Genomic DNA, 13,968 nt, shown 5'->3' on the forward strand with positions numbered 1-13,968 from the left:
CATGGAGCCGTCCGCACCCGCCACGCGGGGAGGCAGACAGGGGCGCATCGCCTTCTTCGACACCCTGCGCGGCTTCACCATCGTCTCCATGGTCTGCTTCCATGCCGCCTATGATGCGGCCTACCTGTACGGGATCGATATGCCGTGGTTCGCGGGCACCCTGTTCCAAACAATCTGGCGCGCCTCGATCAGCTGGGTCTTCCTTCTGCTCGCAGGATGGATGACGAGCTTCTCCCACAGCAATCTCCGCAGGGGGGCCGTCTACGCCGCGGCGGCCGCCGCGGTCTGGGCCGCCACGAGCATCGCCTCGGTCGATACGGCGATCACCTTCGGAATCCTGTTCTGCATGGCCGCCAGCACGCTGCTCTACGCCACGGCGCGGCCCGCGCTCGATCGCGTGCCGCCGGCAGCGGGCCTCGCCGTCTTCCTGATCGCCTTCGTCCTCACCCTCGGGGTGCCGCAAACCCGCTATGCGTTCGGGGGGCTGGCCTGGCTGGGGTTCCCCGGTCCCGGATTCAGCTCAGGGGACTACTACCCCATGATCCCCTACACCTTCCTCTATCTGGCGGGGGCCATGGCGGCGCGCCTCTTCGGCCGGCTGCGCGCAAGCGGGTATCCGGCATGGATGGAGCGGGACCTCATCCCGCCGCTCACCGCGCTCGGCAAGCACAGCCTCATCGTCTACCTGGTCCATCAGCCTCTGCTCATCGTCTTGTTCGACCTCCTGGCAGGCTAAAGGCTCAATCGCAGGGGGACCCGGTCGTAACCCGGATCCCCACCGCAGCTTTCAGGTAAAGGCACTCGCAGCGCGTTGCAGGCGACCCGGTCGTAACCCAGATCCCCGCCGCGGCTCTTTGAAGGCTACTCGGTGCGGAACCGCTCCAATCTGCCGGCGATGCGTGCGGGCACCTTGGCCACGATGCGCACCCTGTCGGCAAGATACTCCTCGGAGATGAGCTGTCCCTGCTCGTGGACGAGCTTCAGCAGGCCGCCCTCGCGATACGGGACGTCGGCGCTGATCAGCCTATCGTTCGCAGCCGCCTCGGCACTCAGCCGGTCGAGCAGGAGGTCGAGCCCGTCACCGGTGCGCGCGGAGAAGAAGACCGCGCGGGGCATGCGGGCCCGCAGGAGCCCGACCTCCTCGGGATCGAGCAGATCGATCTTGTTGTAGACGGTGAGCGACGGGCGCTCGCCGGCGCCGATCTCATCGAGGACACGATCCACCGCCTCCTCATGCCGGTGGCGGTCCTCGTCGGATACGTCGATCACCTTGAGGATCAGGTCCGCCCCTAAAACCTCGGAGAGCGTCGACTTGAACGCCTCCACCAGCCCGTGGGGAAGCTTCTGGATGAACCCGACGGTGTCGGTAAGGGTGACGATCCGCCCTCCCGGAAGCGTGTAGGCGCGTGTCGTGGGGTCGAGCGTGGCGAACAGCTTGTCCTGGGAGAGCACGTCCGATCCCGTCAGGGCGTTCAGCAGCGTGGATTTCCCCGCGTTCGTGTACCCGGCGAGCGCGATGCGGAAGGCGTCGGACTCGACGCGGCCCTTCGCCTGCACGGCGCGACGGCGCTCCAGCTCCTTGAGCTCACGGCGCAGCGAGGAGATGCGGTTGCGGATCAGGCGGCGGTCGACCTCGAGCTGGCTCTCGCCCTGACCGAACCTGCTGCCGATACCGCCGCGCGTCTGCTCCTTCGCGAGATGCGACCACATGCCGCGCAGACGGGGAAGCAGGTACTGGAGCTGCGCGAGCTGCACCTGCAGCCTGCCCTCGCGCGTCTTCGCGTGGAGGCCGAAGATGTCGAGGATGAGCGCGGTCCTATCGATGATCTTGACGGGCTCCCCCACCGCGCGCTCCAGATGGGACTGCTGCGCGGGGGTCAGGTCCTCGTCGAAGATGACGACGTCCGCCTCGAGCCGGCCGACGAGCGACTTGAGCTCCTCGACCTTGCCGGAGCCGATGAACGACTTGGGGACGGGGCGCTCGAGCCGCTGGGTGAGCCTGCCCACCACGACGGCGCCGGCGGTGTCGGCGAGGCGCTCGAGTTCATCGAGGGAGCGGTCGACCGGCCATGAGCTCTGGCGCCATTCGACACCGACCAGGACGGCGCGCTCGGGCTTCACCTCGGTGGTGAGGAAGGAGAAGCGCATGGGGATCACCGTCCATCGAGCGCGTCGACGATGAGGCGGGCGGCGCCGTCGGCATCGAGGACGTCCATGTCGAGCCAGGTGATGCGGGGGTCGCGCCTGAACCACGAGAGCTGCCGCTTGGCATAGCGACGGGACCTGAGCTTGATCAGATCGACCGCCTCCCCAATGGTGCACCGGCCCTCGAGCGCGTCGATAAGCTCCTTGTAGCCGATGGCCTGGCGGGAGGTCAGGGCGTCGGCGGCACCGGCGTCCATCAGGCCCCGCACCTCATCGAGCAGGCCGGCGCGCATCATGGCGTCGACCCGCGCGTCGATGCGCGCGTACAGGCGCGCGCGGTCCATCGTGAAGGCGAACTGCAGACTGGGGTAGTGCTCCCTGGGCTCGGAGAACCCCGCGCTCTGCCGGGCATAGGAGACCCCCTCGTCGAGCATCTCGAGCGCGCGCACGACCCGGCGCACGTTGTGGGGGTGGATGAGCACCGCGCTCTCGGGATCGCGCTCGGCGAGCAGGGCATGGACGCCCTCGGGACCGAGCTTGCCGGCGAGGTCCTGGTAGCGCTGCCGCGCGGCCCCGTCGACCTCGCCGCGCGGGAACTCCATCTCGTCGAGGGCGGCCCGCACGTACAGGCCGGTGCCGCCGCACAGGACGGGGACGCGGCCCTCCGCACGCAGGCGGTCGATCGCGCGCCGGGAGTCGCGCTGGTAGAGGGCAGCGGAATACGGTTCGGTGGGATCCGCCACATCCACGAGGAGCAGAGGCACGCGCCGCTCGGAGACCGGCGTCTTGGCCGTTCCGATATCCATGCCGCGATACACCTGCATAGCGTCGGCGGAGACCACCTCGCTGCCCAAGGCCTCGGCGACCAGGTCGGCGACGTCGCTCTTACCGGATGCGGTCGGCCCCACGACGGCGATGACGGGCGAGGTCGCAGCGCGACGCAGGTCCTCCGTCATCGAGGCGACCCGACGACCGTACCGGAGAGATACCAGGTCCGCGCGACATCGACGTCGACGTCGACGATCTTCCCGACGAGATCCGCAGCCTCGATGCCGTCGGGGACCGGCGCGTGGACCGTCTGGTTCCACGGGCTCTTGCCGAGCAGGCGCGAGGGGTCCTTCTTGGACGTCCCCTCGATCAGCGCGGGCACACGGCGCCCGAGCGCCCCCTGGTTATACGCATACGCGCTGTCCTCGATGACCTTGACCAGGCGGTTGAAACGCTCGAGGATGACCTCGCGCGGCGTGGGGTCGTCGATCTTCGCCGCGGGCGTGCCGTCGCGCTTGGAGTAGATGAAGGTGAACGCCTGGGCGTACCCGACCTGCTCCGCCAGGGAGAGGGTCTGCTCGAAATCCTCCTCCGTCTCACCCGGGAACCCGACGATGATGTCGGTGGACAGCGCGATGTCGGGGATGCGGTCGCGAACGCGGTCGATGAGGTCGAGATAGGCCTCGCGCGTGTACTTCCTGTTCATGAGCTTGAGGATGCGCGTGGAGCCGGACTGGACGGCGAGATGGAGCTGGGGCATGACGGCGGGCACCTCGGCCATGGCGTCGATCGTCTCGGGGAGCAGGTCCTTGGGATGCGACGAGGTGAAGAAGATGCGCTCGATGCCGGTGTCGCCCACATGGCGGAGCAGCTCGGCGAAACGGGGTTCGCCGAACAGGTCGCGCCCATAGGAGTTGACGTTCTGCCCGAGCAGGGTGACCTCGCGGACGCCGGAGCGCACGAGCCCGCGCACCTCATCGACGATCTGCTCGAACGGGCGGCTCTTCTCCCGGCCGCGGACATAGGGGACGATGCAGTAGCTGCAGAAGTTGTTGCAGCCCGTCATGATGGGCACCCATGCGCGGTAGTTCTCGGCGCGGTGCCACGGCATGCTCGTGGCCGGCTCGAGATCGGTCTCCTCGCAGCGCACGTGACGGCCGCCGTCGGCGAACGCCTCCTCGATGAGCTCGGCGACATGGGCGATGGAGTGGGTCCCGAAGATGACGTCGACGTTGTCGAGGTTGGTCAGCAGGCCCGCGCCGTCGCGCTGGGCGATGCATCCGCCCACGGCGATGACGCGCTTGCCGCCCGGGGGCGCCGGAAGGCTCTTGCAGGAGGAGCACTGGCCGTACAGGCGCGTATCCGCGGCCTCGCGGACGCAGCAGGTCATGAAGACGACGATATCGGCATCCTCCGGACCGGCCACCTCGAGGCAGCCGCAGGAATCGAGCATGCCGCTGACACGCTCGGAATCGTGGAGGTTCATCTGGCATCCGAACGTGCGGATGAAATAGGTCTTACCGGAAAGAGAGGAAGCTTGCATACCCTACCCGACTCGAAGGTTGTCATCGGTTACATCGTACGCCCCGCCGGTGCCGGCGGACAGGCTGTGAACGTACACGGAGAGCCTGATGGCGGTCCGGGACTCCCCGTTGATGAGGATGTCGGAGAACACCGGCGCGCAGGAGATGTCGAAGCCCGTCGGGATGAGGAAGCCACGGGCGATGGCGATGGCCTTGATGGCCTGGTTGACCGCCCCCGCGCCGACGCACTGCATGTTGACGGGGACGCCGTCCTTCACCATGCCGGCGATGGCGCCGGCGACGGATGCGGGCGATGACTTGCTCGATACCTTCAGGAACTCCATAGCTGCATTTCTCCTGCGTGTGAGCCACGTTTAAGCACTAATAGTTTGACTTTAGCGTATCGTCATCCGCGCTACAAGCCTATTCCTCCTTACCGATGTCGAACGACACCGTGATCCGGTCGCGCGTGACGCGCACGCGCGGCTCGCCGGAGAGGCTGAGGTAGTACCGACGGGCGAGGTCGGCGAAATCGCGCTCCATCGCCCGGGAGAACCGCTCGATGTCCTCGGACGCGATCCGCAGGCCGCGACGGTCGCGCTCGAGGTCGACGGGGGCAGGCGCCTTGGACGCCGCCGGGTCGCGCTCGCGGAGCAGCCGGGAGGCGACGCTCCTCAGCGGCTTGATGGTGCCCGCGAGGATGCGGTGCGCCGTGCGCTCGGAGACGTCGATGCCGATCGAGGAGGCGATGCGGATGAAGTCCCCCGCGTCGGCCGCGCTGCCGAGCCGGTCGACGACGGGCAGGTCGGCGGCATCGTCGATGAACAGCAGGGTGCCCGCGTCGACCGACGAGGATGCGTGCGCGTACAGGGTCGCCGCGACCTCGGTCGCCGAGCCGATGTAGACGTCGCACCCGTGGAGCTCCTCGAGCGCGAACTCGCCCGCCGCACGGACGATGTTATGGGGGCCGCGCACGCAGGCGTAGACGCCGTCCTCGCCGCGCGCGGCGACCGGCCAGGTCGACTGGTCGGCCCGCTCGGCGAGCGCGGAGGTGTCCGCCTCGACGATGATGGCGGACCCGCGGTCGGGCGCCGAGGAGACGACCTCGGCGCGGCGGGCGTTCTGACGGATGGAGAACAGCGCCATGCCGCGCCCGTGGACGCCCCAGCGGTCCATCTTCATGGACTCGAGCTTGGACGTGACACGGGCGTCGAAGACGCGCTCCCACATGTCCGCGGGAATACCGCACCCGTTATCGAGGAAGAGGAGGGTGCGGACACCCTCCTCCTTTCCGGTGGCGAGATAGATCTTGGTCGCGCCGGCGTCACGGGCGTTGCGCAGCATCTCGATGACGATGTCCTCGACATGCTGGATGTCGTGCTTCGCCTGACGGCGCTCGGCCTCGGAGACGCGCAGGCGCACGAAGCCCTCGCCGAGGTTCTCCTCGACGCGCAGGCTGCCCTCGCCGGACATGGATGCGATGAACGAGATGAGCTCGTTTGCGTCGCCCATGGGTTACTTCGCGATGTCGACCGCGCGGCTCTCGCGGATCACCACGACGCGGACCTGACCGGGGTACTCCATCTCGTTCTCGATCTGCTGCGCGATGTCGTGGGCGAGCACGGTCGCCTGGGCATCGGAGATCTTATCGGGCTGGACCATGACGTGGACCTCGCGGCCGGCCTGCATGGCGTAGGTGCGCTCGACGCCGTCATGCGAGTTCGAGATCTCCTCGAGCTTCTCGAGGCGCTTGATGTAGTTCTCCGCGGACTCGCGGCGCGCGCCGGGACGGGACGCGGAGATGGCGTCGCCAGCCTGCACGAGCACGGCGAGGACCGAGTTGGGGTCCACGTCGCCGTGGTGCGCCTCGATCGCATGGACGATCGCCGGCTTCTCGCCGTACCGACGGGCGAGGTCCGCGCCGATGACGGCGTGCGGGCCCTCGACCTCGTGGTCGATCGCCTTGCCGAGGTCGTGGAGCAGGCCCGCGCGCTTGGCGGTCCGCACGTCGACGCCGAGCTCGGAAGCCATGATGCCGCACAGCTCGGACACCTCGATGGAGTGCTGCAGGACGTTCTGACCGAAGGAGGTGCGGTAGCGCAGCGCTCCGAGGGTCTTGACGAGCTCGGGGTGCAGGTCGTGGATGCCGGTGTCGAAGGCAGCCTGCTCGCCGGCCTCGCGGACGCGCTGCTGCACGAGGTCGGAGGCCTTGCGGTACATCTCCTCGATGCGCGCCGGGTGGATGCGGCCGTCGGCGATGAGGTTCTCGAGCGCGACGCGGGCGGTCTCGCGGCGGACCGGGTCGAAGCTCGACAGGACCACGGTCTCGGGCGTGTCGTCGATCACGAGGTTGACGCCGGACACCTGCTCGAAGGTACGGATGTTGCGGCCCTCGCGGCCGATGATGCGGCCCTTGAGGTCGTCGGAGGGGATGTGGACGGAGGTCACCGTGACCTCGGCGGTGTGGTCGGCAGCGCAGCGCTGGATCGCCAGGGAGATGATCTCCTGGGCGGTCTTGTGGCACTCGGCGCGGACCTGCTGCTCGGACTCGCGGATGATGGTGGCGGCCTCATGGGTCACCTCGCCGCGGACCTTGTCGAGCAGCTCGCGGTGGGCGTCGTCGCGCGACAGCTCGGAGATGCGCTCGAGCTCGCTCGTCTGGCGGGCGACGAGCTCGTCGAGCTCGCGGGTGCGCTTCTCGAGCTGACCGGCCTGGCTGGACAGCTGGTGCTCGCGCTTGTCGAGCGCGTCGTTGCGACGGTCGAGCGACTCCTCGCGCTGCATCACGCGGTTCTCGAGGGTGCGCAGCTCGCGCTTGCGCTGCTTCTCCTCGGCCTCCGCGGCCTGCTTGCTCTGGATGATCTCCTCCTTGGCCTCGAGGAGGGCCTCCTTCTTCATCGTCTCCGCGGTGCGCTTCGCCTCGCCGATGACGCGCTCGGCCTCGGCGTGCGCGGACTCGATCTTGGAGTCCGCCTCGCGGAGGCTGCCGTTCTTGGCGCTGCGCATGGCGACGGCGGCGACGGCGGCCCCGACCACGAGGCAGACGATGCCGATTACGAATTCCATGCTCGGTTCTCCTTCAGTACATTTCGGTACAACGCGGTAAACGCCGCCCGCCTGGAGCGAGCGGCGCCGTACATTTGCTAGGGAACGGTCACCCAGTTCGAATATGAGATTGATCTATCGAACTCATCGGAGATGAGCGCATATCGCATAACAAATGACGATTTAATCCTACGTTTACACAGCGGTTATGTCAAACGAAGCGAACGGGTGTGGATAATGCACATAAGAACATGCGACCCCCTCGCGCGCGGGCACGCAGGGCTCATTCCCCCTGCTGCGAGAGGCGCTCGCGAACCGCGTCCGCGGCGACGCCGAACGGAAAGCCCCGGGAGACGAGGAACCGGACGAGCTTCTCGTACGCACGCTGCTCGGGCACGCGCCTGCGGGCGAGCAGCGCCCGCGCGCGCTCGAGGTCGCCCTCCTCGGTGAAGAAGGCGTCCGGATAGCCGGGGACCTCGCGCGCGTCGACGCCGCGCCGGGAGAGCTCCGCCTCGATGCGGCGGCGGCCCCACCCGCGCCGTACGCGCTCCTCGATGAAATAGGAGGCGAAGCGGTCGTCGTTCAGGAATCTGAGCTCCCGCGCGCGTGAGATGGATCCCTCGATCTCGATGTCCCGGAACCCGTAGGACGAGAGCTTGCGGCGGATCTCAGATTCCGCGTGATCGCGACGCGCCAGCATCTCGGTCAGCATGGCGAAGCAGACGCGGCCCTCGAGCGCGTGCACGGCATCGAAGGCATCGTCCTCCTCGCGGGGAAGCTCGACCGCACCGTCTTGGAGGAGCCTCCCGACGCGTGCGGGGACGACGATCTCCCGTCGGTCGCCCGAATCGAGCAACAGGGAGACCTCGGCCATCGCCTTGCGCCCGATGCGCTGGGCGCGGGCGCGCGCGGCGGCGTCGGGAAGGTCGACCGAGATCTCCACGACCTCATGGGCGCACGAGGGAACAGCGGGCTCCCCCACGGGCTAGCCCTTCTGCCCGTCGGATGCGGAGGGCGCGTCGAGCGCGCCCGGATCGACCGCCTCGCCGGTGGGCTCGTCCTCGAACTCCAGGCCGCAGGCGACGCGCACCCGATGCTCGATCTCCTCGGCGAGCTCGGGGTTCTTGCGCAGGAACTCCTTGGCGGCCTCGCGGCCCTGGCCGAGCCGGTCGGTCTCGTAGGTGTACCAGGCGCCGGACTTCTTGACGATGTCGTAATCGACGCCCATGTCGAGGATGGAGCCCTCCTTGGAGATGCCCGTCCCGTACATGATGTCGAACTCGGCGGTCTTGAAGGGGGCGGCCACCTTGTTCTTCACGACCTTGCAGCGGACCCGGTTGCCGACGATCTCGGTGCCGTTCTTGATGCTGTCGATGCGGCGGATGTCGATGCGGACGGAGGAGAAGAACTTGAGCGCGCGGCCGCCGGTCGTGGTCTCGGGGTTGCCGAACATGACGCCGATCTTCTCGCGCAGCTGGTTGATGAAGATGCAGGTGGTGCGCGACTTGGCAAGGGAGCCGGCGAGCTTGCGCAGGGCCTGGCTCATGAGGCGCGCCTGCAGGCCGACGGAGGAGTCGCCGATCTCGCCCTCGATCTCAGCGCGGGGCACGAGGGCCGCGACGGAGTCGATGACCACGACGTCGATGGCGCCGGAGCGCACGAGCATGTCGCAGATCTCGAGCGCCTGCTCGCCCGTGTCGGGCTGGGAGATCAGGACCTCGTCGATATCGACGCCGATGCGCGCCGCGTACCCGGGGTCGAGCGCGTGCTCCGCGTCGATGAAGGCGACGACGCCGCCGGCGGCCTGCGCCTCGGCGAGGATCTCGAGCGAGAGGGTCGTCTTGCCCGATGACTCCGGGCCGTAGATCTCGATGATGCGGCCGCGCGGGACGCCGCCGATCCCGAGGGCGGCGTCGAGCGCGAGCGCGCCCGTGGGGATGGCCTCGACCTCGAGCTCGGGGCCGCCGTCGCCGTAGCGCATGATGGCGCCCGTGCCGAACTTCTTCTCGATGTCGGCCTTGGTGCGCTCGACCATCTTGTCGCGCTCCTCGCCGTAGGTGCGCTCATGGATCTGGCGGACCGATCCGCCGGTGCTCTTAGCCATGAAGGTTCCTCCCTCGGGTTCTCGTCTCCCCTGACTATATCCGAACAGCTGTTCGCGGTCAAGGCGTGTCGAGGCCAGCGTACACGAGGGGAGCCGGCGCCCGTCCCGCCGATGCCGACCGGGACCCGAACGCCGTCCGCGCGGCAACCGACCGGAATCCGAACGCGGCGAAATGCGCAACGATGCCGCAGCTACCGGGCGGTGCGAGACGCGTCCCCGATGACCGGGGCGACAGGTTCGCGAAGGGCGCGGGGCGACGCGCGGGAGCGCCCCTACCCCATCTCCATGGAATTCACGCGCGCGAGCGCGAGGCCGAGGGCGGCGAGCGCCGCCTCAGCGCGCACGCGGGCACGGTCGCCGCCGAAGGTCCGCCGGAACGACTCGGTACCCGCGGCGGACGACACGCCGATGTAGACGGTGCCGACGGGGTTCTCCTCCGTCCCCCCGCCCGGGCCCGCGTAGCCGGTGAGGCTCACCGCGACGTCGGAGCCGAACAGCCGGCGCGACCCCGCGGCCATCTCGCGGGCGACCTCATGGGAGACCTCGGTGTGCTCGGCGATCGAGCGCGCGGAGACGCCGAGCACCCGCTCCTTGACCTCGTTCACATAGGTGACGGCGCCGCCGCGCAGGACGGACGATGCGCCGGGAACGCCCGCGACGGCGGAGCTCACCATGCCCGCGGTGAGCGATTCGGCCGTGGACAGCGTCGCCGAGCGCGCGGCGAGCGCCGCGACGAGGCGGCGGGCCTCCCGATCGAGGAGCGCATCGATAGGCTCGGACCCCATGGCGCCCCCCTACGAGAAGATGACCGAGCGGCCGTTCCAGAAGTACTGCGCGCCGGAGACGACCGTGAGCACCACGGCGGCGAGCATCAGGGCGTCGGAGACGAGCAGCGGCATACTGGCGGCGGCATCGCCCATCAGGGCCCCGAAGGCGAAGGTAAAGAGGTAGAAGCAGATGGCGACCATCGTCACCGCGGTCTTGGCCTTGCCGAGCCTGTCCGCGGCGATGACCACCCCGGCGGCGCTCGCCACCATGCGCAGTGCGCTCACCAGGAACTCGCGCACGAGGATCACGAAGACGAACCACAGGTTCACGTAGCCCATGTCCATGAGGAGCAGCAGCGCGGAGAACACGAGGAGCTTGTCGGCGATCGGGTCGAGGAACTTCCCGAAGTCGGTGACCTCCCCGCGCGAGCGGGCGAGGTAGCCGTCGACCTTGTCGGTCAGGCTGAGCAGCATGTACAGCGCGAAGGCCGCGAAGGCGAGCGGGACGGAGGGGTCCTCCGCATGCCCCCGGAAGGACAGGTCGCATAGGACCATGAACACCGGGATGAACAGGATCCGCACGCAGGTGACGACGTTGGCGGGGGTCCAGATTCCCCCGCGCGGGGAAGGTGAATGCGGCATGGCTACTCCTTCACGACGCGGCCGACGAGCTCGTAGCAGAAGCTGTCGGTGAACTCGACCGTGAGGACGTCGCCCACGGCGGCCTCCTCGGCATCCAGATGGACGGCGCCGTCGCTGTCGGGGGCCTGGAACCAGGCGTGGCCGATGAGCTCGTAGCCCTCGTCGGTCTCCTCGATCCCGTCGACGATCACCTCGGCGGTCTGCCCCACGCGCGCAGCGGTGGCGGCGAAGCCGAGCGCCTCGGCGAGGTCGACGGCGGCCTGCGTGCGCTCGCGCTTCGTCTCGTCGTCGATCTGGCCGTCCAGGCGGACGGCGCGCGTGCCCTCCTCCGGGGAGAAGGAGAAGACGCTCGTGTAGTCGAACCCGATGCGGTCCATGAACGCGAGCATGGCCTCGTGCTCCCCATCCGTCTCGCCGGGGAATCCGACCAGGTAGGTGGTGCGGATGACCATGCCCGGGATCTCGCGGCGCAGGCGGTCGAAGAGCTCTTCGAGCTCGCGCTCCGAACCGGACCGGTTCATGGCGGCGAGCACCCGGGAGCTGCAGTGCTGAACCGGGATGTCGATATAGGGGAGCACCTCGGGCGTGTCGCGGATGGCGGCGATGAGGTCGTCGGTCATGCCCTCGGGCTGGAGGTAGAGGACGCGGACCCAGACCTTGTGGGGACGCACCGCCTCGGCGACGGCGCGCAGGAGCCCCGCGAGGTCGCGCGGCCCCTCCCCCGTCCCGTCGAGGTCGCGGCCCCAGATACCCGTGTCCTGGCCGATGAGCACGAGCTCCCGGACGCCCTCGGCGACGAGGTCGACCACCTCGTCGCGGATCTCGGTCCACGGGCGGCTGCGGTAGCGGCCGCGGATATAGGGGATCGCGCAGAAGCTGCAGAAGCGGTCGCAGCCGTCGGAGATCTTGACGAAGGCGACCGAGCCCTCGACCGTGCGCTTGACGTCCGGGACGTGAGCCGGCGCCGTGCGGGACACACCGAGGAGGTCGTCGACGACGCCGACGATGCCGTCCTCCTCGTCCGTGCGGACGAAGGCGGCGACCTCGGGGAGCTCGGCGGGCAGCTCGGCGCCGTAGCGCGAGGGGACGCAGCCGCACATCACGATGGGCAGTCCGCGCACGCCGTCCGCCGCGTCCTCGGCGAGCGCGAGGGTCGCCTCGATGCTCTCCTCGGTCGCAGAGGCCAGAAACGAGCAGGTGTTCACGATGGCGAGGTCGGCCTCGTCCACATCGAGCGCCTCCTCGTACCCGGCCGCGAGCAGAAGCGAGCGCATGCGGTCGGTATCGACCTCGTTCTTGGCGCACCCGAGCGTGATGAAGTAGACGGCGCCGAAGGCGTCGGCGAAGTGTTCGGACATATCCTCGATCCCCTTGATCGCGCGGACCCGTCCGGCGGGCCCTATCGGTAGTTGGTGAACTGGAGCGGCTGGCCGTAGTCCTGCTCGCGCAGGAAGGCGATGACCTGCTGGAGCGCGTCCTTGGACGGGGAGGAGACGCGGAGCTTGTCGGCCTCGATGGTGACCTTGACCTTGGCCTTGGTGTCCTTCACGTCCTTGTTGATGCGCTTGGCCGTGAGCTGGTCGATGCCCTGGACGATCCTCCCGACGACGCGGACGGTGCCGCCGGAGGCGGCCTGCGGGGCGTCCCAGCGCACGGCGGAGAGGTCGATGCCGCGCTTGATGAGCTTGCTGCCGAGGACGTCGACGACCTGGCGCGCGACGAAGTCGGCGGGGGCGCTCACCGTGAAGACGCCCTCCCCCTTCGCGAGGTCGACGGAGGCGCCGGAGCCCTTGAGGTCGTAGCGCTGGGCGATCTCGCGCACGCACTGCTGGTACGCGTTGTCGACCTCCTGCATGTCCACCTGGGACACGACGTCGAAGCTGGAATCCTTGGCCATGATGCTCCTTTCCCGCAGCCGGGCTACTCGTCGGAGGACGAGCCGTCCGAAGACTGCGCGCTTAGTGAGGTATCGGTCGAATCGGTGCCGTCCGAGGCGTCCTGCTGCCCGCTCGCGGACGCGGTCTGCGGGACCGTGATGGTCACGCGCCCCACGCCCGAGGTCTTGGTATCCCAGTCGACGCTCTCCCCGTTCTCGAGGACCGAGACGTCGTTCGGATGGTCGACGGTGATCTCGACGGACTGCGTCGGGGTGAACTCCTGCTCGAAGGGGCCGGCGGTCTGACCCTGGTAGACGTACTCGCCGTCGACGCGGATCTCGATCCAGGAGCTCTTCCCCTCGTCGAGGGTCACGCGCACGACGGTCTGGGTCGCCTCGTCATCGTCCGCCGAGGTACCGGAAGCGTCCGTTGACGAGCTGCCGGATGCCGAGGAGGACCCAGTGGACGAACCGGCCGCGTCGCTCGCGGAGGAACCCGACGACGACGCGTCATCGGGGGAGTCCGACGACGAGGAGCCGGAGTCCGAGGAGCCCGAGGACACCTGGGCGGACTGGACCGCATCGGTCCCCGAGGACGCGGGAGCCGAGCAGCTGCGGACCAGGAGGAAGACGACGATGACGAGCAGCAGGGCGATGACCGCGAGGGCGACGAGCATCATCCGCGGGTCGCCGAGCATGCCGGAGACCGCTCCGGCGCGCCGCGGGGACGAGCCCGCGCGATACCCCGCGGAGGACCCCCGGCCGCGCCCGGCGGAGCCGGGGCGGGCGCGCCGGTCCGCGTAGCCTGAGCCCGCGGAGCCGGGGCGCTGCCTGCGCTCCGGGTAGCCCCCGCCGGCCGGTCGCCGCATCTGGAGGGTCCTGCCGTCGCCCAAGCGCGGCGCGCCGGCACCCTCCGGGCGCTGGCGGTAGCCCTCCGCCGGGCGCAGGGACCTGCGCTGCCCGCCCGCGGGGGGCAGGTTGGCCGCGCGCCGCTCGTTGCCGGCGACGCGCATGGGCACATGCCCCGATGAGGAATCGGACACGTAGCCCGCCTGGGGCGGGCGCTGCGCGAACCGCGAGCTGGGGGGGGCCGGGGCG

Annotated in this window: 14 protein-coding genes; 1 reads left to right on the forward strand and 13 read right to left on the reverse strand. The window is 69.1% G+C overall.

The features are described 5' to 3' along the window. The first annotated feature begins 1 nt into the window (after nt 1). A complete protein-coding gene (locus tag PHA29_RS03035) occupies nt 2-736 on the forward strand; it encodes a heparan-alpha-glucosaminide N-acetyltransferase (protein WP_270848006.1) in 735 nt (244 codons plus the stop codon). 125 nt (nt 737-861) lie between these two features. Here PHA29_RS03035 and hflX read toward each other — a convergent pair whose 3' ends face one another. The 13 genes from hflX to PHA29_RS03100 all read right to left on the reverse strand — a co-directional run. Continuing rightward, nucleotides 862-2,148, reverse strand: a complete 1,287-nt coding sequence (gene hflX / locus PHA29_RS03040; protein WP_270573602.1) for a GTPase HflX — start codon at nt 2,146-2,148, stop codon at nt 862-864. A 5-nt stretch (nt 2,149-2,153) separates the two neighbouring features. Further along, nucleotides 2,154-3,101, reverse strand: coding sequence for a tRNA (adenosine(37)-N6)-dimethylallyltransferase MiaA (gene miaA, locus PHA29_RS03045; RefSeq protein ID WP_270848007.1), 948 nt, complete (start codon nt 3,099-3,101; stop codon nt 2,154-2,156). Further along, nucleotides 3,098-4,456 (reverse strand): tRNA (N6-isopentenyl adenosine(37)-C2)-methylthiotransferase MiaB, encoded by a 1,359-nt coding sequence (miaB, locus tag PHA29_RS03050; RefSeq protein WP_270848009.1) that lies wholly within the window; start codon nt 4,454-4,456, stop codon nt 3,098-3,100. Before miaB ends, miaA begins: the two co-directional genes overlap by 4 nt. 3 nt (nt 4,457-4,459) lie before the next feature. Then, nucleotides 4,460-4,780 (reverse strand): stage V sporulation protein S, encoded by a 321-nt coding sequence (locus tag PHA29_RS03055; RefSeq protein WP_270403375.1) that lies wholly within the window; start codon nt 4,778-4,780, stop codon nt 4,460-4,462. 79 nt (nt 4,781-4,859) lie between these two features. Beyond that, nucleotides 4,860-5,948, reverse strand: coding sequence for an ATP-binding protein (locus tag PHA29_RS03060; RefSeq protein WP_270848011.1), 1,089 nt, complete (start codon nt 5,946-5,948; stop codon nt 4,860-4,862). 3 nt (nt 5,949-5,951) lie between these two features. Then, a complete protein-coding gene (gene rny / locus PHA29_RS03065) occupies nt 5,952-7,502 on the reverse strand; it encodes a ribonuclease Y (protein ID WP_270573606.1) in 1,551 nt (516 codons plus the stop codon). Nucleotides 7,503-7,764: 262 nt separating this feature from the next. After that, the gene (locus PHA29_RS03070; protein ID WP_270403380.1) at nt 7,765-8,463 is read right to left on the reverse strand and encodes a regulatory protein RecX; all 699 of its coding nucleotides are present in this window, start codon (nt 8,461-8,463) and stop codon (nt 7,765-7,767) included. A gap of 3 nt (nt 8,464-8,466) precedes the next feature. Continuing rightward, nucleotides 8,467-9,585, reverse strand: a complete 1,119-nt coding sequence (gene recA, locus PHA29_RS03075; RefSeq protein WP_270848012.1) for a recombinase RecA — start codon at nt 9,583-9,585, stop codon at nt 8,467-8,469. A gap of 272 nt (nt 9,586-9,857) precedes the next feature. Continuing rightward, nucleotides 9,858-10,370 (reverse strand): CinA family protein, encoded by a 513-nt coding sequence (locus PHA29_RS03080; RefSeq protein ID WP_270848014.1) that lies wholly within the window; start codon nt 10,368-10,370, stop codon nt 9,858-9,860. Between the two features lie 9 nt (nt 10,371-10,379). Beyond that, nucleotides 10,380-10,994 (reverse strand): CDP-diacylglycerol--glycerol-3-phosphate 3-phosphatidyltransferase, encoded by a 615-nt coding sequence (gene pgsA, locus PHA29_RS03085; RefSeq protein ID WP_270848016.1) that lies wholly within the window; start codon nt 10,992-10,994, stop codon nt 10,380-10,382. 2 nt (nt 10,995-10,996) lie between these two features. Then, nucleotides 10,997-12,352, reverse strand: a complete 1,356-nt coding sequence (rimO, locus tag PHA29_RS03090) for a 30S ribosomal protein S12 methylthiotransferase RimO (protein WP_270848018.1) — start codon at nt 12,350-12,352, stop codon at nt 10,997-10,999. A gap of 41 nt (nt 12,353-12,393) precedes the next feature. Then, nucleotides 12,394-12,891 carry a YajQ family cyclic di-GMP-binding protein gene (locus PHA29_RS03095; RefSeq protein WP_270848019.1) on the reverse strand — a complete coding sequence of 166 codons (498 nt, stop codon included), beginning with the start codon at nt 12,889-12,891 and terminating at the stop codon, nt 12,394-12,396. Between the two features lie 23 nt (nt 12,892-12,914). Continuing rightward, on the reverse strand, nt 12,915-13,968 hold a 1,054-nt coding region (locus PHA29_RS03100; RefSeq protein ID WP_270848020.1), incomplete at its 5' end, for a RodZ domain-containing protein.

This window comes from Candidatus Collinsella stercoripullorum, assembly GCF_027669965.1.
GTDB classification, from domain to species: domain Bacteria; phylum Actinomycetota; class Coriobacteriia; order Coriobacteriales; family Coriobacteriaceae; genus Collinsella; species Collinsella stercoripullorum.